This is a genomic window from Brevibacillus sp. HB2.2 (genome assembly GCF_013284275.1).
Classification (GTDB): Bacteria; Bacillota; Bacilli; order Brevibacillales; family Brevibacillaceae; genus Brevibacillus; species Brevibacillus brevis_D.
The window spans coordinates 143639-165469 of sequence record NZ_JABSUV010000009.1 but is presented as its reverse complement, the minus strand read 5'-3'; the positions used below and the strand labels follow the sequence as shown (position 1 = coordinate 165469).

Annotated in this window: 25 protein-coding genes; 1 reads left to right on the top strand and 24 read right to left on the bottom strand. The window is 46.8% G+C overall.

The annotated features are described in order from the left end of the window. Positions 1 to 1140: YifB family Mg chelatase-like AAA ATPase (locus tag HP401_RS09050; protein WP_173604791.1), on the bottom strand; the 1140-nt coding region annotated here is incomplete at its 3' end. A gap of 306 nt (positions 1141 to 1446) precedes the next feature. Here HP401_RS09050 and HP401_RS09045 point away from each other — a divergent pair. After that, a complete protein-coding gene (locus tag HP401_RS09045; RefSeq protein ID WP_173604790.1) occupies positions 1447 to 1755 on the top strand; it encodes a hypothetical protein in 309 nt (102 codons plus the stop codon). 292 nt (positions 1756 to 2047) lie between these two features. On the opposite strand, the gene HP401_RS09040 is transcribed toward HP401_RS09045, so the two are convergent. The 23 genes from HP401_RS09040 to smc all read right to left on the bottom strand — a co-directional run bounded on the left by HP401_RS09040 (position 2048) and on the right by smc (position 21622). After that, positions 2048 to 2194 (bottom strand): hypothetical protein, encoded by a 147-nt coding sequence (locus tag HP401_RS09040; protein WP_173604789.1) that lies wholly within the window; start codon positions 2192 to 2194, stop codon positions 2048 to 2050. 101 nt (positions 2195 to 2295) lie between these two features. Further along, entirely contained in the window at positions 2296 to 2841 is a 546-nt protein-coding gene (locus tag HP401_RS09035; protein WP_173604788.1) for an RNA 2'-phosphotransferase, read from the bottom strand. Positions 2842 to 2876: 35 nt separating this feature from the next. After that, complete coding sequence (locus HP401_RS09030; protein ID WP_173604787.1) at positions 2877 to 3032, bottom strand: hypothetical protein; 156 nt, start codon at positions 3030 to 3032, stop codon at positions 2877 to 2879. Positions 3033 to 3049: 17 nt separating this feature from the next. Then, positions 3050 to 3241, bottom strand: coding sequence for a hypothetical protein (locus tag HP401_RS09025; RefSeq protein WP_015891874.1), 192 nt, complete (start codon positions 3239 to 3241; stop codon positions 3050 to 3052). A 175-nt stretch (positions 3242 to 3416) separates the two neighbouring features. Further along, the gene (locus HP401_RS09020) at positions 3417 to 3971 is read right to left on the bottom strand and encodes an NADAR family protein (RefSeq protein ID WP_173604786.1); all 555 of its coding nucleotides are present in this window, start codon (positions 3969 to 3971) and stop codon (positions 3417 to 3419) included. A gap of 40 nt (positions 3972 to 4011) precedes the next feature. Beyond that, entirely contained in the window at positions 4012 to 4788 is a 777-nt protein-coding gene (locus HP401_RS09015) for a nucleotidyltransferase domain-containing protein (RefSeq protein WP_173604785.1), read from the bottom strand. 96 nt (positions 4789 to 4884) lie between these two features. Then, positions 4885 to 6735, bottom strand: a complete 1851-nt coding sequence (locus tag HP401_RS09010; protein WP_173604784.1) for an Ig-like domain-containing protein — start codon at positions 6733 to 6735, stop codon at positions 4885 to 4887. A gap of 334 nt (positions 6736 to 7069) precedes the next feature. Further along, a complete protein-coding gene (locus tag HP401_RS09005; RefSeq protein WP_016743292.1) occupies positions 7070 to 7447 on the bottom strand; it encodes a YraN family protein in 378 nt (125 codons plus the stop codon). Further along, a complete protein-coding gene (locus tag HP401_RS09000; protein WP_015891881.1) occupies positions 7447 to 7737 on the bottom strand; it encodes an EscU/YscU/HrcU family type III secretion system export apparatus switch protein in 291 nt (96 codons plus the stop codon). The genes HP401_RS09005 and HP401_RS09000 overlap by 1 nt, the downstream gene beginning before the upstream one ends. Further along, positions 7734 to 9626, bottom strand: coding sequence for a hypothetical protein (locus HP401_RS08995; RefSeq protein ID WP_173604783.1), 1893 nt, complete (start codon positions 9624 to 9626; stop codon positions 7734 to 7736). Before HP401_RS08995 ends, HP401_RS09000 begins: the two co-directional genes overlap by 4 nt. 40 nt (positions 9627 to 9666) lie before the next feature. Continuing rightward, positions 9667 to 10443, bottom strand: coding sequence for a ribonuclease HII (locus HP401_RS08990; RefSeq protein WP_173604782.1), 777 nt, complete (start codon positions 10441 to 10443; stop codon positions 9667 to 9669). 86 nt (positions 10444 to 10529) lie between these two features. Continuing rightward, a complete protein-coding gene (gene ylqF, locus HP401_RS08985; protein ID WP_173604781.1) occupies positions 10530 to 11423 on the bottom strand; it encodes a ribosome biogenesis GTPase YlqF in 894 nt (297 codons plus the stop codon). 28 nt (positions 11424 to 11451) lie between these two features. Further along, complete coding sequence (lepB, locus tag HP401_RS08980; RefSeq protein WP_173604780.1) at positions 11452 to 12015, bottom strand: signal peptidase I; 564 nt, start codon at positions 12013 to 12015, stop codon at positions 11452 to 11454. Between the two features lie 135 nt (positions 12016 to 12150). Further along, positions 12151 to 12498 carry a 50S ribosomal protein L19 gene (gene rplS, locus HP401_RS08975; RefSeq protein WP_015891886.1) on the bottom strand — a complete coding sequence of 116 codons (348 nt, stop codon included), beginning with the start codon at positions 12496 to 12498 and terminating at the stop codon, positions 12151 to 12153. 166 nt (positions 12499 to 12664) lie between these two features. Beyond that, entirely contained in the window at positions 12665 to 13396 is a 732-nt protein-coding gene (gene trmD / locus HP401_RS08970; protein ID WP_173604779.1) for a tRNA (guanosine(37)-N1)-methyltransferase TrmD, read from the bottom strand. A 12-nt stretch (positions 13397 to 13408) separates the two neighbouring features. Beyond that, positions 13409 to 13936: a ribosome maturation factor RimM gene (rimM, locus tag HP401_RS08965; RefSeq protein WP_173604778.1), complete on the bottom strand. Its 528-nt coding sequence runs from the start codon at positions 13934 to 13936 to the stop codon at positions 13409 to 13411. Then, a complete protein-coding gene (locus HP401_RS08960; RefSeq protein WP_015891889.1) occupies positions 13914 to 14369 on the bottom strand; it encodes a YlqD family protein in 456 nt (151 codons plus the stop codon). The genes rimM and HP401_RS08960 overlap by 23 nt, the downstream gene beginning before the upstream one ends. An 86-nt stretch (positions 14370 to 14455) precedes the next feature. Next, positions 14456 to 14683: a KH domain-containing protein gene (locus tag HP401_RS08955; protein ID WP_007719711.1), complete on the bottom strand. Its 228-nt coding sequence runs from the start codon at positions 14681 to 14683 to the stop codon at positions 14456 to 14458. 23 nt (positions 14684 to 14706) lie between these two features. Continuing rightward, the gene (gene rpsP / locus HP401_RS08950; RefSeq protein ID WP_007719713.1) at positions 14707 to 14979 is read right to left on the bottom strand and encodes a 30S ribosomal protein S16; all 273 of its coding nucleotides are present in this window, start codon (positions 14977 to 14979) and stop codon (positions 14707 to 14709) included. Between the two features lie 112 nt (positions 14980 to 15091). After that, positions 15092 to 16504 (bottom strand): signal recognition particle protein, encoded by a 1413-nt coding sequence (gene ffh, locus HP401_RS08945; protein WP_015891890.1) that lies wholly within the window; start codon positions 16502 to 16504, stop codon positions 15092 to 15094. 10 nt (positions 16505 to 16514) lie between these two features. Then, entirely contained in the window at positions 16515 to 16853 is a 339-nt protein-coding gene (locus tag HP401_RS08940) for a putative DNA-binding protein (protein ID WP_016743283.1), read from the bottom strand. A 143-nt stretch (positions 16854 to 16996) separates the two neighbouring features. Next, a complete protein-coding gene (gene ftsY, locus HP401_RS08935) occupies positions 16997 to 18004 on the bottom strand; it encodes a signal recognition particle-docking protein FtsY (protein WP_016743282.1) in 1008 nt (335 codons plus the stop codon). Between the two features lie 45 nt (positions 18005 to 18049). Further along, positions 18050 to 21622: a chromosome segregation protein SMC gene (gene smc, locus HP401_RS08930; RefSeq protein ID WP_173604777.1), complete on the bottom strand. Its 3573-nt coding sequence runs from the start codon at positions 21620 to 21622 to the stop codon at positions 18050 to 18052. Between the last annotated feature and the right edge of the window lie 209 nt (positions 21623 to 21831).

The following is a 21831-nucleotide window of genomic DNA, read 5'->3' as shown; positions in this document are numbered from 1 at the left end:
TTTTGAGCGGTATTTGTAAATTTGTTGAGGAGAGCAAGAGCAGGTTTGCTTCTCTCGAGTACCAAAGAATCCACAAGGGCAAGGATTGCACGAACCGATTAACAGAATCCGAGCAGGAAAGGTAAAAACCTGCTTAGATCGTCCAATCGTGACAACCCCTGATTCCAGCGGCTGGCGTAGTACCTCTAATACATGTCGAGAAAACTCGGGCATCTCATCAAGGAAGAGGATCCCACCGTGAGACAAACTACATTCTCCCGGACGCGGGATTTGCGCACCACCGCCAATTAGTGCAGTAGCGGTAATCGTATGGTGCGGGGCACGAAAAGGTCTCTCCTCGATAAGCCCACTCTCCCGCTTCAATTGACCAGCAATACTGTATATTTTCGTCACTTCGTAAGATTCATGAATAGTCATGTTCGGCATGATACCAGGCAGGCAAGTAGCTAAAAGAGTTTTCCCTGAACCTGGTGGCCCCACCAATATTACATTATGAAATCCAGCTGCTGCGATCTCCAAGCCACGTTTTACAAATTGCTGTCCGTAAACATTGGCAAAGTCTGGGGGCAGCTGGTTGCCATTTGTCTTGCCTATCTCTAATTCTGGAAAAATCAAGTCTGATTTCTTACTATCAAGTCCTTCTTTCCAATAGTTCACTGCCTCCTCCAGATTGCTAGCAGGCAATACGGTAATGTCGACGAGCCGTGCTTCCGCTGCATTTTGTTCGGGGAGAATCACGTGAGTAAATCCTGCATTTTTAGCTTCTAGCAGAATCGGGAGTACACCCGTTACAGCGCGAAGAGAGCCGTCTAATGCCAACTCTCCTAGAACGAGGATTCTTTCTGGTCTAGGGAGCATTTGCTTCGAGGCTAGTAAAATTCCAAACGCTATAGCAAGGTCGAAACCTGAGCCTTCCTTGCGCTGGTCTGCTGGTGCTAGGTTGACGGTGATTCGCTGCATTGGGTAGTCGTAGCCTGCGTTGCGCAAGGCAGCACGAACTCGATCTCTCGCTTCTTTTACTGCGGAACCGCCAAGTCCGACCAAATCGAATTGAGGCAAGCCATTGGCTATGTCTGTTTCTACAGTGACGACCATTCCATCTATGCCGAGCACCGTGCCTGAATAACTGCATGCGTACATGTCCTCTCCCCCTCTAGTTATAGGGTAGGAAAAGATAGAGGGGGTGGGCAAGTAAATTGAGCTTTTGACCAAAGCATTTATGAAAATTTGTCTAAAGTCTTTATTTATGGACCTTCATTTGTATTGAGTATAGAACAGTAAAATGCTTTTATTGATGCAGACCACATCGTCACAGAATTATCCCGTAATTTTTCCCAAACTTGATGTACCCTCGCCCCAAACACCCGCCACTCCCCCATACCTTTCTGGAAAACTTTCACTCCAACAGGTATACTGCAAATAAACGGATAAGGAGTTGTTTCTATATTGATTTTTACTATTGATCCCCATCAAATTTCCATCCACTACGAGCACGCTGAACCTGTTCAGATCGACTGGGACGACGTTTACAGTGTCTCTTACTATAAAATCGATTGCATTGAGTACGAGATGGGTTACCTCGTTTTTGACTTGGTATTCGGCGAGTTCATTGAGATAAATGATAGTGATCAAAATTGGGAAAAAATCGTAAATGATCTCGAAAAATACTTACCCTCGCAAACAAGCGATTGGAGACATTCTTTGCAAAGTTGGTCGATCGACGACGGCATATTATATCTTTATGAAAAAGTGTGAAACGAAGGTGAACTGGATTGACCTGGAATTCATCACTTTATCGAACGATTTTGAACGTGTCTTATTGCTGAAACCATTTGAATACGATGGGGAAAACGATAATCGCTGGTCCTCGACATATAATGGGACGTCACCGTGCCAGATGGTTGTAATTACAGTTTACTCCTAATCAATGATTTTCCACTCATCGACTACGAACAAGACAAATACAATACATATTTTGTCATCTCGGTTCTGATTTCAAAATATGTAGCCGTCTTACGAAACGTCGTTGGAGAAGTTTACCTCACCCTCACTGCTTTTTCTTCAACTCATTCAGGAGTTCAATGATTCGTTGGTTTTGATCCACTTGCCTTACTATGTTCTGGTTCAGCTTCCGAATCGCGTCGTAGATTGCAAAAAGTCCTGCCAACAGTAGAAAGGCAAACATCCATTCCATGCGCTTTTTCCTCCTTATGATTATCATTGATACAAGAAAGACCCGCGTTCCGAATGCGAGTCTTTTCTCATGCTGTGTTGTTTCTTTTTTAGTAAATCCGTCTACTTCTGATAGACAGAGATGTATTCTTTTTGCACGTGATCTGCCAACCAAACGAGCTCATTTCCATGGTAAAACTTCACACCATCTTGCCAAGCTCGCCTCGCATCGATTCGCAAAAGGACGGGATGATCGTCTCGTCTTTTCCCAACCTGCTGTGCTGTTTGAACGTCTTCTGACAGATGCACGTACTGTCTTCCTTTTGGAACAAGGCCGCTAGCCAAAATAGAATCGAGGAATCTTTGCGGCGTGCCATGAAAAAGATACGCAGGCGGTTCTTTTTCTTCCTTGTGAATCTTTTGCGGCACTGAATGTCCATACAGGGCGCGAATTTTGCCTTGATTGATCTCATGACGCTTTTTTTCCGATAACGCAATCATCTTATGTAAATCTTCTTCGGTAACCGCTCGCCACTTGCGCTGTTCATGAAGTGACAAAAGCAATTGCTTGATAGGTACCCATCCTTGTTCGTCTAACTCAAGCTCATATTCATGAGGGGCATGACGAAGCGCATAGGACAATTCTTTACTCAATTTTTGATAATCCATCCACTCATCTCCCCTTACAGGTCATAGCTACTTCTTTACGTAAAAAAGTAACCGAGACTCACGATTGTAGCAATAAATAGGTGTACGATGAAATTTCCTGTCAGTCGAACCCAGAGCTGTTGGCTTTTCATCGTCCAAAATCCATAAAGGAAAGCAACGATGAGATACACCAGTACATAAAAGAAAAACACAAGACTGCTCTCCTTTTTTAGGACATTTCTTTCTTTATGTTCGCAATTAGCTTGTCAGCATTGTTTTCATCGTTATCAAACATAACCAGGTCTTGCAAGGCAATCCCATCAACGGATTGAATGGCTGTGGACATAGAATCGGCCAGTTGCTGCATATCAGCTTTGTCTGCTACTTCAACATCTAGAACCAGTACAAGTTTTTTCTTCATGGTGAAAATCCTCGCTTTACGATAAGTATGGATAGTGCGATTGAGTCATATCATCCCCATTATACAATAATAATCCGGTATACTTCGACCATGTCCAATAACAGCTTAATCCGGTATTTCTATATTTCTGCCGTCAAGCTCCTCCATTTATTTCTGCTGCAAACGAACAGTAGCTTCATTCGTCCTCCTCATCCAATTCTTCAAACTGCCATTCCTCTGGTACCGGAAAATAAGCGTCATACTCTTTCCGGGCATCCACACTCATTTCCTCTAGCCATGGCCAATAATGCATGAGATAGTCCTCACCAAATCCCATCCGCCAATACAAATTATAAGGATGCTCTTCTGGAAACACAATCCATGGCGGCAAGTAGAAATGCGGTTGGTACCCATCTAAGCTTTCACGCAATTCCATCCATAATCTTCCTAGTACGTCTGAATCGTTGCTCGTACAATCGATTAAGGTGGCATCCCCAGTAGAGAGCAGAATTTCACGGATGACAGGGTACTGTTCTACTTTTGCTTGTAATGCCTTGCGCATGATCTCTTTTTCTTGGGTAGTCCCTAAAAATTTCTTGGCTTGCAGATAGTGTTCCAAAGTTGTCCAAAGTTCCCCTTCCAACTCTATTGGGTGACTAGAGAAATTGGAGAAACAGCCGTAAGGTTTATCTGGTTGATCAAAGTGAATTTCGAGAGGTTGCTGTATACGTTTTCGAATATGATCCTTCATGAATATGTCCTCCCCCTCTATCATAACGAGCCCATCATGACTAACTGATTATCCACGCCTTCTGCAAATACTTCCGAAATATCTCATCCAGCTTTTCTGTTGGGTCCTCCAGATCATTTGTATATTGACTAGCCAGTGCAGTCAGATGCTCAATTTGTTCCTCAATAAAATGGTGCAGCTCTCCTATTCTTGGCTCCAAGTTCAACTCATCCCCAGCTATTTTTCTTTGGAGCAGCTCAGAAATTTTACTTTTTAATGTAGAATCGGTTATCAGCTCTGCAACCAGCTGATCAAATCCAATGGGGGGATTCGTATGATACTTTTCGATCCAGATGCACGCGAGGATCGGGCGTAACACATAGAAATATTTTTTGATTTTGACTTGCTCACCTTGCAGATAGTCCCGAAAATTCCCTTTGGCCATACTGAGGTAATGATGCAAGGAAGCCTTTGGCGAAAATACTTCTCCTTGCAACCTCGCCAGCTCATCTCGAAAGCCTAGTGTATCGAGATAAACGATGTCCGACACAAGCCATTCTTGTAGGGGTGGATTCGACTTTCGAAATAGCTTGAGCGCTTTTCGAATATCCCAGCCGTTTATATCTAAGAGGTCATTGATTGGTTCTTCCACTACATCCCGTTTGTCCTCAATGGACAAATACCATTCCGGTTTCTTCACATAGACAAAACGTACATCATAATCGCTATCCTTGGACGGAAATCCCCATGCCCGGCTCCCCGATTCAACAGCGAACAATACTTTTAAGTCATGCACTTGCTCGATTTCTTTTAACTTTTCCAAGATGATCTCTCTCAAGATTCATTCCTCCTCCACAACAAATGAAATGCTTTCCTTCCTCTTGGAAAAAAACTCGCTGAACCAGTTACGATTCAGCGAGTTTTTTGTCATCTATTATTTTACCGTTACTTCGATTTCCACTTCATAGCCTTTGTATTCAGCTGTAATAGTGGCCTTACCTTTCTTTTTAGCTTTTACCACACCGCTGCTGGATACGGAAGCTACGGAAGTTTTATCTGACTTCCATTTAGCTTTCGTGCTGCTGATGTCATCGCCATCATAGGTGAGCGTGATCTTTTCGGAGTCACCCTTTTTCATGGAAAGGCTAGTGTCATCTGCTTCCAGCTTGCCTGAGCTCTTGGTGCCAACTTTTACTTCAATTTCTACTTTTTCGCCTTTATACGTAGCTGTAATCGTTGCCGTACCTTTACCTTTTGCTGTAATTGTACCGCTGCTGCTAACTGTTGCTACGGAAGATTTAGAAGTCTTCCAGGTTGCTTTTGAATTGCTAATGGTGTCGCCATCATATCTCAGTTTTACAGTTTCTTTCTCGCCTTTTTTCAAGGTGATGCTCGTATCGTCTGCTTCCAGATCTCCTGAGGAGGAGCTATCGACACTCACGTCAATTTCTACTTTTTCGCCTTTGTATTGAGCAGTAATGGTCGCTTTACCTTTACCTGTTGCTGTAATCGTACCAGAGCTGCTTACTGTTGCAACTGAGGATTTGGATGTAGACCAAGATGCATTCGAGTTGCTAATGGTGGAGCCATCATATTTCAATGTTAATGTTTCTCTTTCCCCTTTTTTCAAGGAGATCGAGCTGTCGTTTACTTCCAGTTTACCGGAGTTGTTGTAATCAACCTTTACACGAATTTCGACCTTATCGCCCTTGTATGATGCTGTAATGGTAGCTGTTCCTTGGCCTTTTGCCGTAACGACACCATCATCAACTGTTGCCACGCTGGAGTTGGATGTTTTCCAAGTTGCTTTTGATCCAGACAATTTATCATCATCATATCTTAGCTGAATCGTGTCTCTGTCGCCTTTTTTCAGGGAGATGCTGGTTTCATCTGCTTCCAGTTTACCAGAACTGTCTGTATCTACGTAAACCTCAATTTCTACTTCGTAGCCTTTGTATTTTGCAGTGATCGTTGCTGTACCTTTGCTTTTTGCAGTAACGACACCATCATCGTTTACGGTTGCTACAGAGGACTTTGAAGTTTTCCAGGTTGCTTTTGAACCAGAAAGTTTATCGTCGTCATAAGTCAACTTAATGGTTTCTTTATCGCCTTTTTCCAATTTCAGTTTGGTAACATCTGCTTCCAGTTTACCGTCTGAATTTCCGCCGCCTTCAACATCAACGCGGATTTCTACCTCTTGGTCTTTGTAGCTCGCAGTAATAACTGTGCTTCCTTCGCCTACACCTTTAATGTCACCATCGTCAACAGTTGCTACAGTTTTATCCGCGGTTTTCCAAGTTGCTTTTGATCCAGGGATACTGCTGCCCGCAAATTTCAAACTAACGTTTGTCTTTTTACCTTTTTTAACAGAAACCTCTGTTTTCGTTGCTTCGAGAGTCTGCGCTCTGTCAACAGTCACTCTTACTGTAGCGCGATAACCGTTGTATTTAGCAGTAACAACAGTCGTTCCTATTTTCTTACCGTACACAATCCCATTGCTAACAGAAGCGATGCTGGAGCTGCCAATTTCCCAATCAACCAATGCGTTATCGATAGGGCTGCCATTATAAGTAAGGCGAATGGTTTCTGTATCTCCAATCGTGAGGTTCAAAGAGCCTGCGCTTGCTTTCAACCCATTAGTGCTTGCTACCATGCTATAAGCTTGAATAGATTGTGGTGTCGCAACTTGTGCAGAAGCAATGCCAGTAACTGAAAACTGAACAGTACAAATAGCTGCTACTGCTAAGGAGACGTTTTTCATTAGATTGTTCTTAATCTTTTTCATGTTTTTTACCTCCAAATTATTTCCTATACTTCTATTGACGAATGAGATGGAAAAATGTCACACCAAATCAGCTTTTTTTTGAAAAATATTTGTTTTTCTTTTAAACAACTGTTTATACCCCGGATTCATAAGCAAAATTGACACGAGTTATGGGCTTGTCTGTACGAATCGATCCTTTTCATCAAAAAAAATGCTTCCCAGCTTTTGAGCCGGAAAGCGGATATTGATGCTTGGAGGAGTTTCATCGCGTCGAGTACAGTACATAGTACGCTGGCTCTGCGACTGATGCTGTAGACGTATCCCCAATATATCCGTGGTCAAGAGCCCGTTTTTCCTAGAAAGCACTCTCATAATGCTCAATGACAGGCTTCATGAAGTCTTCACCTTGCGTTGATGCACCGGTGTAAATTGCGATGACATCAAAACGAAAGGTCGGGATTGGCTGTGCGCTTTTTTGCAAGTATTCGATGGCAAGCTCACGCAGCTTCTGTTTCTTCTTCCAAGTAATGGACTCGCCTGCCGTTCCAAAAGATTGGCTGCTCCTCGTTCGAACCTCAATGAAAACCAAGCATTTTCCGTCTAGAGCAATCAAATCCATTTCCCCACGTTTTGTTCGAACATTTCGATCGACAATGCGGAAACCCTTGTTCACTAAATATCCTTCTGCAAGCTGTTCTCCTCTTTGACCAAGAAGACGACGGCGATCACTCATTATTTGGTTCCTCCGCCTTTATCGATCCGATAGACAAAAGCAAGGATTTCTGCCACAACTTGATACAGCTCCGGCGGTATTTGTTGATCCAAATCCAGCTTGCCCAAAACCTCTACAAGTGATGGATCCTCCTGTACCGGTATATCATGCTCCTTCGCTGTCTTCAGTATATTATCAGCCACGTACCCTTTTCCTTTTGCCACGACCTTTGGCGCTTCCATGGTACCCGCCTGATATTTTAGTGCAACTGCCTGTTTGCGTTTTTGCTCTGAAGGGGATGGCGGCATCATACGCGAAGGTCAACCCCTTTATAGTCAGCCAGGATGGGGCCTTTGGTTTGAATCGGACTTGTCGACTTCACGCGCTCGGCCGGGACTGCCTGGACTCGCATAGCCGATAGATGGTAGCCAACGTCCTGTAATTGGTCAGCAAAACGATCCTTGGCCCCTTGAATGAGTGCTTCCACCCATGGCGTATCGTTAAAAATTTGCAGGTTAACGATTCGATTCACGATGCTTACATCAATCATCGTTGTCCCCATACTTTGGAGTTCCAAATGAAAGAAAAGACGACAGTTCTCCGGATCAAGCTGTCCAGAGCCTTTCTTTTTCGATTCGATTTGGACAAAAGCCGTCTCATCCCCTTCACTTTGGCGAATCGGAATTTGCATGACGATTTGAGACAAAGCTTGGTTAGAAGGCTGTACCATCATCAATTGTTGTCCGGTCACTTGTTGCAGCAATTGATCTGCTGCTTCACGCAAGCCGGATGGCATTGCCTGAGCTGGCGCTTGACTGATTTGCAGCAAGAGGGATTTAACTGTATCCATCTGCTTTAATGAATGCGAATCGATCGCTCCCTGTGAAAATGCCTGGCCCATCAATTCTCTCTCGTGGGTTACGCCTAAATGACGAAACAATTCAGCAATCGGGTTAGCAGCTGTGGCTCCATTCGCTGCACCAGCTGCTTGAGACATCATTTGTGGTACGACTTTTTGCCCCGCGTCGTTCACTACGGCCCTTTGCTCAGCCATCTGCTTGTTTTGGACCCGGTCCTGATTCATCTGTAATGACTGAGGAGTAGGCAAGGGCTCGTTTCGAGCAATCTTTGAATCGATGCTTGGACCACTGGTCTGGTTAGGCAGCAACTGATTACTCTTTCGGGTCATGGCGTTTTGCTGCGAGTCTACCTGTTTAGCGGCAGTGTTTGGTGTAGACACTGTCTCAGTAGAAACAGTTGACGAACCAGGTTGTGATGGCGTTGGTATGTTACTTGGAGCTACCATTGATGGTTGAGGCGATGTCTGAACTTGCGACGAAGGTTGACCACTCAGTGCAGGCAGTGGCTGTGTCTGGCTTGCCCCATTCGTGTTCTGCGAAGCACCTTGATTGGGCTGATTCCCTTGTGGCATTTGTCTGACTGCCAGTCCCTCGTCTGTTCCATCGTTGCCCGTGATAAGGAAAGGGAGTCCCGTCAACTTTTCTTTTAACTGACTAACAAGCTGTTTGACATCTCCCGTTGCTACATTAGCTTGTCCGGGGACCTGCTGTGATTGGCTTTGAGGCACCTGCCCTGTCATCTGCGAAGGCTGGCCCTCCCCTTCTAAAAAGAGCGAGGCTTGCTGAAGCAGGTTTTGTATGAGCTGCCCCATTGGCTTGTCCGATAAAAAAGCTTTGAGCCCTGCAATTGTATCAGGGGTCAGTGGCAAATTTCGTTTCATAGCAGTCATGAATGCCTCAATAGTGGCATTGTCTACGCCTAATCGCCCAGCAACGGCTGAAAACGCTTGTATGGTCTCCTTATTCACAGGAAGATTGGCACCAAGCAGCGCTTGCATGATCGCTTTGTTCTCTTTTGTATCGGCAATCCCTAGTGATCGCATTAGCCCTTCTAGAGATGCGTCTTTGCCAGCTCCTTCACCGGCACTATCCAAAACCTTCAACGTGACGACACCTGTTGATGGCTGGACTTGCAGCCAAGCTTTTTGGCCCGGTTCCAGACTTGCCTCCATTTTAGCCTGAACCTGCATTCCCCCGACTTGTACGAGCGCCATATTGTCCGGGTAATTCTTGATTACCGTGCCTTTAAACACTTGTCCGGGAGTAAGCTCAACCGGCTTCGGAGCGGATATGGGTGCTTTTTGCACGAATGATTGAATAAGTTGCGACGGGGAAAACATGCAGATCCTCCTCCTGTAGCTAGTATGTAACTAGCACTTGTTAGGCGTGTTCTCTTACACCAGTGAAAGTCTTGCGATGAATCGGTGTAGGTCCAAATCGAGCGATTGCTGCCAGATGCTCTGGGGTGCCGTAGCCTGCGTGTTTGTCAAAGCCATAGGCTGGATACTCTTCGGCATACTGGGCCATTAATCGATCACGGGTGACTTTCGCTACAATCGATGCGGCTGCAATTGAAACGCTTTTGGCATCTCCCCCGATAATCGGAACCTGCTCGCAATTCATTCCAGTTAGCTGTACGGCGTCAATCAGTAATACGTCTGGCGCGATACCTGCCTGTTGGATCGCCAGCTTCATCGCCTCTTTTGTAGCAGCTAGTATATTGATCGCATCGATTCTTGCTGCATCGACAATTCCGATTCCCACAGCAAGTGCATCTCTTTGAATGATTTCGCAAAATGCCTCCCGAGTAGATACGGGTATCTTCTTCGAGTCATTCAGGCCAGGCAAGTAAAAATCTTTTGGCAGACACACGGCACATGCAACAACTGGACCAGCCAATGGACCTCTCCCAACCTCATCAATCCCGAATATGTATTGAAGCCCCTTATCAAACATGGCTTTCTCATAGACGGTCATGTCCGTCCACATCTGTGCGAGCTTTTCTTGACGTGCAATCGCTGCCTCCGCCTGCTTCGCCAAAGCCTGTACACCTGCTCTTTTATCTTCTTTAAGCAATTGTAAAAAATCTTTGGGTACCTCGTCCAACTTTTCCATCGTCACTCGTATTTCTTTTATCGACATATCCGCTAGATTCATTGACTCATTTCTCCTTACCGATCCTCATAGTAAAAAACCTGCCTACCGTATATGTCGATAGACAGGTTTTTGATGGCTGGAAAGTTTTATTCTGGAAAAGATATTGGCTTACCAATCGGTTCGTCCATTTCCCAGTCAATCGGGCGCTCGACAGAGACCGTTCCCAGCTTGCCGGAACGCAGCTCACGCAGGAAAATTTCCGCTGCCTTGTCATAGTCGATATTTCCGCCAGAAACGAGGCATCCGCGCTTCTTCCCGATTTCTTCGAGCATTTCTACTCGATCCTCAGGCAATTCTTTTAGCTTGAAGCGTTCGATCAGGCGTTCCGGATAGTAGTGCATCATGTAGCTGATAACAAATAATGCTACCTCCGTAAAATCGATGAGCTCGTCTTTAATTGCCCCACTTGCCGCCAATCGCAGACCTACCATCTGATCTTCAAATTTCGGCCAAAGAATACCAGGCGTATCGAGAAGCTCCAGTGTATCGCCCATTTTCACCCATTGTTGCGCCTTGGTTACCGCCGGACGATCACCTGTTGCCGCTACCGAGCGTTTGGACAGGCGGTTAATGAGGGAAGACTTGCCGACATTGGGAATCCCCAAGATCATAATGCGAATGGCACGACCTTGCATCCCCCGCTCACTGCGCTTTGCCAGCATGTCAGCAGCTAGCTCCTTACACATTTCTGGCAGCTTGCTGACGCCTTTTCCACTCAGGGCATCAATCGGCAATGTGCGAATGCCTTGCTTGCGAAAATAAGCAATCCACTCATCTGTTGCCCGTTCATCCGCCAAATCTGCTTTATTAAGTAATATCAAACGTGGTTTATCACTGACAATCTCGTCAATCATCGGATTGCGGCTGGAAAGCGGCAGACGTGCATCGAGAAGCTCGATGACTACATCAATTAATTTCAGCTTTTCCGTTACTTGACGACGTGCTTTAGCCATATGGCCAGGAAACCATTGGATCGTCATGATGTCTCACCTACCTTGAAGCTTTACGTTATCTTGTCAAGCGAATTCCCGCAACCGGCCAAAAAGTAAATTCAGCTCTACCAACAACCGTACTGACGGCAACAGGACCGATGGCTCTGCTGTCATGACTGTTCAACCTGTTGTCGCCCATCACAAAGATATGGTCTGCTGGTATTTGGACCGGGGGAAAATCGTGGGTAAAGAACGGCTCTCCCTGCTGCTTCGCTTGTTCTTTTGATTGTGCAAGATACGGTTCCTCTATCACTTTGCCATTGACAAGCAGCTGATCGTTTTTGACCTCTACTGTATCACCCTCAACAGCAATGACTCTTTTGATGTAATCTCGCTCCTTTTCCGCATGGAACACGATGATTTCACCAGGCTTCGGATCTTGCAAAAAATAAATAGCCTTGTTCACAACTAATTTTTCGCTGTTATGTAATGTACTTTCCATGGATTCGCCTTCTACAATAAACGGGGCGAACAAAAAGGTACGAATGAAAAACGCCAAGATTAAAGCGATCCCAAGTGCCTTTATCCATTCCCATAGTTCATTTTTCTTCTTATGACTGGAGGTAATTTCTTCGCTCATGACTTACGATCCTCCCATGAAAGCTCGTCCAACCTTAGCTGTAACATATGTCAAGATGAACTATTTTATTTCAAGATCGTTAAATGGAAAAAAGAGGCCTGGCAAGCAGGCCAGTCCTCTTTCTAAGCGTTACGCTTATCGACGAATTTCTTTAATACGAGCTGCTTTACCTACGCGATCGCGCAGATAGTACAGTTTCGCACGACGTACTTTACCATGACGCACGATTTCGATCTTGTCGATCTTAGGCGTGTGTACTGGGAATGTACGCTCAACACCTACGCCGTAAGAAATCTTACGAGCTGTAAATGTTTCGCTGATACCTGTACCGCGACGGCGAATGCATACGCCTTCGAACAGCTGGATACGCTCACGCTGACCCTCGATAACCTTAACGTGTACACGAACAGTGTCACCAGGTCGGAACGCAGGAATGTCCTGTTTCAATTGCGCTTTTTCCAGTTCACGGATAATTTGGTTCATTTGAATTTCCTCCTTCCGATAGACGTTCTTACTCGTCTAACCCGTAGGTCCAGCTGCTTAGGCTGCGTTACGAGTAGCGGACCGCCTTAGTCAGCGGGCAAAATTGCCACAAGAAATATATTAACACAGCGGGCACAAAACTACAAGACTCTTCTCCTATTGTTCCCTACTTTTTTTCCTGTTCCAATTCAGCCAATAGCTTTTTCATTTCATCTGTCAGCGCCAGCTTTTCTAACAAATCTGGACGCCGTGCTTTTGTTCGACGCAGTGATTCTTTTAACCGCCAGCTTTCAATATTGGCGTGATGCCCTGACAACAGTACATCTGGCACTTTCCAGCCGCGAAATTCTGCCGGTCTTGTGTAATGAGGGTACTCGAGCAATCCTGTTGAAAAGGAATCCTCAACGGCTGATGTCTGGTTTCCCAACGCTCCTGGTTGCAAACGAACGACACTGTCAATGACGACCATCGCCGCAAGCTCTCCCCCAGTCAGAACGTAGTCACCAATCGAGATCTCATCCGTCACGAGATGCTCACGAATTCGCTCGTCGTACCCTTCATAATGACCGCAAATGAAGACAAGATGCTCCTCTTGCGCTAACTCTTCTGCCAGCTTCTGATGATAAGGCACACCCTGTGGACACATCAGAATCACTCGCGGTTTTTTCTCTCCCGTCAAGCCTTCTACGGCCCGGAACAACGGCTCAGGCTTCAAGACCATTCCTCCGCCACCGCCATAAGGGGTGTCATCTACCGTACCGTGCTTGCTCTCAGAGAAATCGCGAAAATTGGTGACGTGAAAATCAACCAGTTCTTTTTCGCTTGCCTTTCCCAAAATGCTGCCGGACAAAACACCTGTAAACATTTCGGGAAAGAGCGTAAAAATATCGATCCGCATCTGAAGTTCCTCCTACAACAAGCCTTCCATCAGATGGCAGACCACACGTTTGTTCGCGATGTCCACTTCCTTGATGCATTCATCGATATACGGCAGCAAGATTTCTCCGCGTTTTCCCTTCACTACCCACACATCGTTTGCTCCTGGCTGCATGACATCCACGATTTTCCCCAGTTCTTCGCCCTCGTCAGTTACTACGACGCAGCCGACGAGCTGATGAATGTAGAACTCGTCCTCTTCTAATTCCATCAGCGCTTCCGCTGGAATCTTCAACTCTCCGCCCTTGTACTTTTCGATATCGTTAATATGCTCATAGCCGTGAAAGCTCACAATCTCAAAATTTTTATGCGAGCGACGAGAAGCGATTTTCAATTTTAGTGGCTCACTGAGTGTCGGGTGGAACAAGTACAGCTCATTTCCTTTGCGAAAACGCTGGTCTGGAAAGTCAGTCGTTGGTGTTACACGCACTTCACCACGCAGGCCATGCGTATTAACCAGTTTGCCTACTCCGTAAAAGCTATTTTGGCTCAACGTGTTCATTCCCCTTTTCTTTGATCCCATTTTTCGTTTGTAACCGAATCTCATGTACCAGGCCATCTTTTATCATGATTTCCGTTCCGGACATCATTTCATCCCAGACATCGCCCTCTTGGATCGTGACAGGGCTTTGAACAGTCTGGTAATCGATCTCGCTTCCCTCCGGGAGATTTTCTACCTGCTGGAGGGTATATGTCAGGTGATCTATCTTTTCCTTGCGTCGACGCTCTTCCTGCGCGATTTTTTCCTGCGCCAACGCATATGTATCCGCAGACTTTTTCTTCGCCTCGGTTAATAGCTTTTTGGATTGAAACTGCCACTGCTCCCACTCTTTACGCTGCAAACGAAGTCGTTGGCTATACTGATCAATGAGAGCAGCCCGTGATGCTTCCGTAATAATCAGTTTAACCTGTACCGTCCGAAATATAGTAAGCACCTTCGCCACTCCTTTCGGAAAAACCATCATGGGTTATGAGCATCTTGGATACTAGAAAAAAGACTGGGAATGCTCCCAGCCTTTTCTCATACAATTTCAACCGTGACACGCTTGTCCGTTTCCACGGATGCGGCGATCACGACCGTGCGCAGGGCTTTCGCGATTCGACCTTGCTTGCCAATAATCTTCCCCATATCATCAGGGTGTACCGACAATTCAAAGACGAGAGTTCGCTCTTTGTCCACTGCGTTAACACGAACCTCATTCGGATGATCGACGAGAGCTTTAGCGATCGTTTCGACCAGCGCTTTCATCATCAAACCTCCAGATGACCGACTTATTTGCCGTATTTGGTTTCGTGCACTTTAGCCATAACGCCTTCTTTGGAGAGAAGGTTACGAACGGTGTCAGTTGGAGCTGCACCATTCAGGATCCATTGTACCGCTTTGTCGGTATCAATTTTCACCACTGCCGGTTGTGCAACCGGATTGTAGTAACCGATTTCTTCAATGAAACGGCCATCGCGTGGGGAACGGGAGTCAGCTACTACTACACGGTAGAAAGGAGCTTTCTTGGAACCCATACGCTTCAGACGGATTTTTACTGCCATGTTGTGTCACCTCCTGTATTAATCAACGCGAGAAGAACATCTGCGTTGGTGCTACTATATCTGAACCATCGCGTCCAGCTGACAAGTCAGTGTCGCGAGAGATCATGCCTACTTACTTGAACGGTGGCTTGAAGTTAAAAGGTAAGTTCATCCCGCCCTGGTTGTTGCCTCCGCCTTTTCCCATGAAAGGTAATCCGAAGCCTTTTTTCTTCGACTTCTTGACCATCTTATCAGCAGCGCCTGAGAATTGCTTCATCATCTTTTTCATTTCCTCGAACTGCTTGAGGAAGCGATTGACTTCTTGAATACTCGTTCCGCTTCCGCTTGCGATACGCTTGCGACGGCTGGCATTCAATAAATCAGGATTCGCGCGCTCTTGTTTGGTCATGGATTTGGCGATCGCTTCAACGCGGGCAATCTGTTTTTCATCCACGTTCATTTTGCCCTTCATCTTGTTCATTCCTGGCAGCATGCCGAGAATGTCTTCAAAAGGACCCAGGTTGCGAAGCTGCTGCATGGAATCCAAGAACATGTCGAAGGTAAACTCACCTTGACGCATTTGGCGTTCCATATCGCGTGCTTTGTCTTCATCCACGGATGCCTGTGCTTTTTCAATCAGGCTGAGTACGTCCCCCATACCCAAAATACGGGAAGCCATACGATCCGGATGGAACGGTTCGAGCGCATCCAGCTTTTCACCCATGGCCGCGAATTTAATCGGCTTGCCAGTGACAGCTTTGACGGATAGTGCCGCACCGCCTCGGGTATCACCGTCGAGCTTTGTGAGAACCACACCAGTTAGTTCGAGCTGGCTATTAAAGCTCTCTGCTACATTGACGGCATCTTGACCTGTCATCGCGTCCACGACGAGCAAAATCTCATCGGGCTTGGTTACCTCGCGAATCTGTTTCAACTCGTCCATCAGCGCTTCGTCAATATGCAGGCGACCTGCGGTATCGATGAGGACTACGTCGAGATGATTCGTCTTCGCGTGTTCAATCGCTTGGCGAGCGATTTCGACAGGACTGACTTGATCACCGAGAGTGAAGACGGGAACATTGAGTTGCTCCCCTAAAACCTGAAGCTGCTTGATCGCAGCAGGACGGTAAATGTCTCCCGCTACCAGAAGCGGCTTGCGGTTTTGCTTTTGCAAATACTTGGCCAGCTTACCGGTTGTGGTTGTTTTACCTGCCCCTTGCAGACCTGCCATCATGATGACGGTCGGCGGGCGGTGCGCCATCGTGAGCTGAGCGACGTTGCCACCCATCAGAGCGACCAGCTCTTCATTCACGATCTTGATCACCATTTGACCAGGCGTCAGGCTTTTCATAACTTCCTGACCGACTGCGCGCTCCTTGACACGAGCAACGAAGTCTTTTACTACTTTAAAGTTAACGTCTGCTTCCAGCAGGGCCAGACGAACTTCACGCATCGCTTCATTCACGATGGTCTCGTCTATTTTCCCTCTGCCGCGCAGTTTGTCAAACGCGTTTTGCAGCCGATTGGCTAAGCTCTCAAACGCCATGCGAGCCCTCCTAATCCATCTCTGACAGTTGGTGGAGCAAAGTGTTCAGCTCGTCTCTTGTCTCGCTCTCCGAAAGCTCATTTACAAGTTCGTTCATGCGATTCAACACGTCCATGCGTTTTTCATGACGTTCAGCGAGGCGAAGCTTCTGATCATATTCAAACAGTTGCTTCTCTGCCCGCTTGATATGATCATAAACAGCTTGGCGGCTGACCTCATGCATCTCGGCAATTTCTCCGAGCGATAAATCGTCCAGATAATACAGCTCAAGATATTCTCGCTGCTTGCCCTTGAGTAGCGGCGCGTAAAAGTCAAACAAGAGATTGACTTGATTGGTCTTTTCTAACATGAAACCAATCCTTTGCTATGAGGTACTCGTTTCAAACTGTAAAGACTTTTTCTTTACAGCACGTAGATTATAGTACCTAATTCCACACCTAGTGTCAAGGTTTTTTATTGACATCATTTTTTTATCTTTGAAACACTATGTTTTTACGCATTTTCCTGCTCTTCTGTTTCATCTTTTTGAATCAATCCAGCGAATAACGCATGAACAAATTGCTCAGGATCAAACTGCTGCAAGTCATCCATTCTTTCACCCAACCCTACGTATTTCACCGGAATGTTTAGCTCGTTGCGAATCGCAATGACGATACCGCCCTTTGCTGTACCATCCAGCTTGGTCAGGACTAAACCTGTTACTCCAGCAGACTGTCCAAACGTTTTCGCCTGCGAAAGCGCATTTTGCCCTGTCGTAGCGTCCAAAACTAGCAAAACCTCGTGCGGAGCTCCTGGCAATTCGCGTTGCAATACGCGGTGTACCTTCGCCAGCTCTTCCATCAGATTGACTTTATTTTGCAAGCGGCCTGCGGTATCGCACAACAGCACATCAACCTGTCGGGATTTCGCTGCCTGAATCGCATCGTAGATCACTGCAGCTGGATCAGAGCCTTGCTGCTGCTTGATTACGTCAACTCCTACACGCTCTCCCCAAACCTCTAGCTGTTCAATCGCTGCTGCACGGAACGTGTCACCTGCTGCCAACAGCACTTTTTTATTTTGCTGCTTGAACATATGTGCCATTTTACCGATTGTGGTCGTTTTCCCTACTCCGTTTACCCCTACGAACAAAATGACGTTCAGACGACCGTCCTCTACGTTCAGAGTCGTATCCGCAGCATCATCATTTTTCAAAAGGGCAACCAGTTTTTCTGAGAGAATCGGCTGCAGGTCGATCGCATTCTCAATTTTTTGCTTGCGCACCTCAGTCCGCAGGTCGTCAATGAGCTCCATTACGGTATTGACGCCCACATCAGATGTAATCAAAATTTCTTCTAATTCATCGAAAAAGTCATCGTCGATCTTTTTGTAGCGACGTACCAGATCCTCTACTTTTTCTACTAGCAGGTCTCTCGTTTTCGCCAAACCATCCGTAAACTTCTGGGTGACCTCTTCGGATTTTTGGACAATAGCATCACGAAGGCGCTTGAAAAAACTCATGTTCATCTTCCTTTGCGGGTAGTATCAATTGAATGGCAAATCCGTTTAAGAGGCTGATTCGATAAATTTGTCACTGTCCTCCAGTTTCACGGAGACGAGTTTGGACACGCCGCCCTCCTGCATCGTGATACCGTATAGCACGTCTGCGCTCTCCATTGTGCCTTTTCTGTGTGTGACGCAAATAAACTGCGTCTGGTTGCTGAAATGGTGCATGTACTCGGCGAAACGATTAACGTTTGCCTCATCCAAAGCGGCTTCTACCTCATCCAATACACAGAATGGCACTGGCTTCACACGCAGGATGGCAAATAGCAAGGCCATTGCAGTCAAAGCACGTTCGCCCCCGGATAAGAGCGCAAGATTTTGCAGCTTCTTACCAGGTGGCTGCGCCACGATATCGATGCCCGTCTCAAGCAGATTATCTGGGTTGGAGAGGACAAGATCTGCACGTCCTCCGCCAAACAGTTGGACAAACACATCGCGGAACTGCTCTGAGATCGCATCAAATGTTTCTTTGAAGCGGCGCGACATCTCTGCGTCCATTTCTTGGATCACTTGATAGAGCATGTCTTTTGCTTCATTCAAATCAGCTTCCTGCGAGCTTAAGAACTGCTGACGCTCTGACAAGCGCTCATATTCCTCAATCGCACCAAGATTCACAGTGCCAAGTGCCCCAATCTGCTTTTTCAAACGATTGACCACTTGTGTCTCTTCCTGAATCTCGCCACGTGCCGGATATTTTTGCTTCGCCAGGTCGTAGCTCATTTCGTATTCTTCGGAGAGTTTATTCAACAGATGATCAAGCTCTACCTCGTTACGATTGACTTTTACTTCTTCCTGATGAAGCTTTTCCTCGAGCGATTTGACCTCGCGGCGGATTTCCTTGACCTGCTGTTCCACTTGCTCCTGTTTGTAAAAGAGAGTGGCCCGCTCACTTCGCCGCTCTTGAATCAAGCCAGCTACACGGTCTTTATCCTGACGCAATTCGCTAATGCGCTGATCCAGCTCAAGCCCGGACGATTCGTTCGTACGCTCCAGTTCATCAAGAGATGCCAAGTTCGCGTTTTGCTCTTCCCATTCGTGCTGCAATTGGCTTTTTTGCTCCAGCAAGCGTTCTGTTTGCTCCAAGCGTGATTGATACTCTTGCTTGACCTGCGCATTCAGCACTTTGAGACTCGTTATTTTTTGATTCATTTCTTCTTTGGATTCGAGCTGCTCTTGGCGTTTCGCCTCAGCTTCTGCGATCTGCTCACTGAGCTCTTTTTCCTCTTGCTCCATGGCAGTCAAAGAAGCTTGCAGCTGCTCTTGCTTGCGTTTGGCTTCTTCCATCTCGCGGCGATAGCTTTCAATATCTTGCTCAACTAGCTTTGCTCGCTCGCCCAAGGATCTGCCTTCCGATTCTTTTTGCTGCAAGAGCCCTTTTACTTCCTGTTCTTTCAGTCGCAGGCTTTCGCCCTCTGTCCGCAGAGCTTCTTGCTCCTGCTGCATTTGCGCCAGTTCCTTCGTCAGCTGCTCCATAAGGGTAGTATGCCCAGAAATTGCCTGGTCGATTTCTACCAGCTGTGCTTCCAGCTCTTCTGATTGACGGTTGCGTCCAAGCAGGTTCGTGCTGTTCTTTTTCAAGGCACCCCCTGTCATGGAACCGCCAGCATTCACGATATCGCCTTCCAGCGTCACGACGCGGTAGCGGTAGCCAAGCGTACGGGCCACACGGTTTGCCTGCTCCAGCTTTTCCGTAATAATGACATTGCCCAATAGACTTTCGAGGATGGGTCGATACGCTTCCTCAAAGGTCACGAGCTCACTCGCGATTCCGACGACTCCACTTTCTTCCTCCAGCTGGCGCTTATCGCTTGCCTGCAAGGTGCGAGGACGGATGACATCAAGCGGTAGAAATGTTGCCCTACCTGCATTATGCTGCTTCAAGTGAGCAATGGCTGCACGACCAGATGCTTCGTTGTCCACGACGACGTTTTGCAGTGCGCCACCCAATGCGACTTCCATCGCTGTCTCGTATTGCTGTGGCACGACAACGAGCTCAGCGACTGCTCCATGGATCCCTTTGAAGCCCCGCTCGCGTGCTTTCAAAATTTCTTTTACCCCTTGCTGAAACCCTGCGAACTCCGACTGCATTTCTTTTAACAGGTCAAAACGGGACTTCGCTGCTTCCCGCTTTTGTTCCCAGTGGCGCAGCTCTCGACGGGCTGTTTCAAGGCGGGCTTGTCCTTCTCGCATGCCCTCGACTAGCTCTTTGTATCTAACGCCGGTATCTTGAATGGTAGAAACGATCTTCTCCAGCTGATCCTGGAGTTGGCTCAACTGATTTAGACGCTGCTCTTCTTCTTCATCGAGCTGTTTTTTTCCAGACAATTGACGTTCGACTCTGGCCTCGCTTGTCTTGAGAAGCTGCTCTTGATGACGATTTTCGTTGCGCAGATTCGCCATTTCGTTGAGCTTTTCGAAGTAATCACTCTTCAAACGCTCTACGTCATCTGTCAGTGATTGCACCATGGAAAAAAATTGACCTTCTGCTTCTTGCAGCGAAGCGTGGGCTTCAGTCATGCGACGATCCGCTTCCTTGGCCCGCTCTTGTTCTTCTGCCAGTTCGGCCTCAAGACCGTGCTGCTTCTCAGTAATCCGATGCATCTGCTCCATCGTCTGCTGGCGATTGGCATTGAGATTACGCATACGCTCCCGCAATACCTCACGTTGTCCTTCGACTTTCTCGGTCTCTTCACTAACTGTCAAAAGCACTTGTTGCAGTTCTTCGATCGATTGGTCGATTTGGGTGACATGAAAACGCGCCTGCTCCAAATCAGCTTCTTGCTTGGATGCTTCGGTCGTTTGTCCGATTAACAGATGCTTGAGTTCCTCTACGCGTCCAGTTGCTGCTTCCCACTTCGTATGAGCTACTTCAATTTGCTGCACGTAAAGAGCTACTTCATGCTCAACCAGCTTGCGATGAAGCTCCTTGTACGTCTTGGCTGTTTCTGCTTGCTCTTGCAAAGGTCCGATTTGCTCCGTAATTTCACTGACGATATCGTGAATACGCACGAGATTTTGTTCGGTGTCATCGAGCTTTTTCTCCGCCTCGCGCTTGCGTGTTTTGTATTTGACGATTCCGGCTGCTTCTTCAAATATTCCACGGCGATCCTCGGACTTGGTACTGAGAATTTCCTCAATTTTACCTTGGCCGATAATCGAATACGCTTCTTTCCCCAGCCCGGTATCCATGAACATCTCCATAATGTCTTTTAGACGGCAGGATCTGTTGTTTATGTAGTACTCACTATCACCAGAACGATACACTCTGCGGGTAACGGATACCTCCGAATATTCCACATCGAGCGAACGATCTGTATTGTCCAAGGTGAGTGTCACTTCTGCGAAATTCACTGGCTTGCGCTTGTCACTGCCCGCGAAAATAATGTCTTCCATTTTCGCCCCACGCAACGACTTCGCGCTCTGTTCCCCCAGCACCCAGCGGATCGAGTCAGAAACGTTACTTTTCCCACTTCCATTCGGTCCCACTACGGCTGTTACCCCTGGTACAAATTCCAATTCCGTGCGATCGGCAAAGGATTTGAATCCAGCCAGCTCCAGGCGTTTCAAATACATACGTACGGTCCTCCTTAAGAAACCATCCAAGACTGCCTGCCAAATGGACAGGCTTACAAACATGCAAGGATCGGATGGTACCCGAAAAGAAGCCCCTGCATTGAACAGGAGCTACCTACTACGAGCCTACATGGTCATCTGTAGGTAAGTGTATCATAGATAGCGGTCATCTCGCAGTATTTTCCCTCTGTTTCCCACCGGAAAGAAAA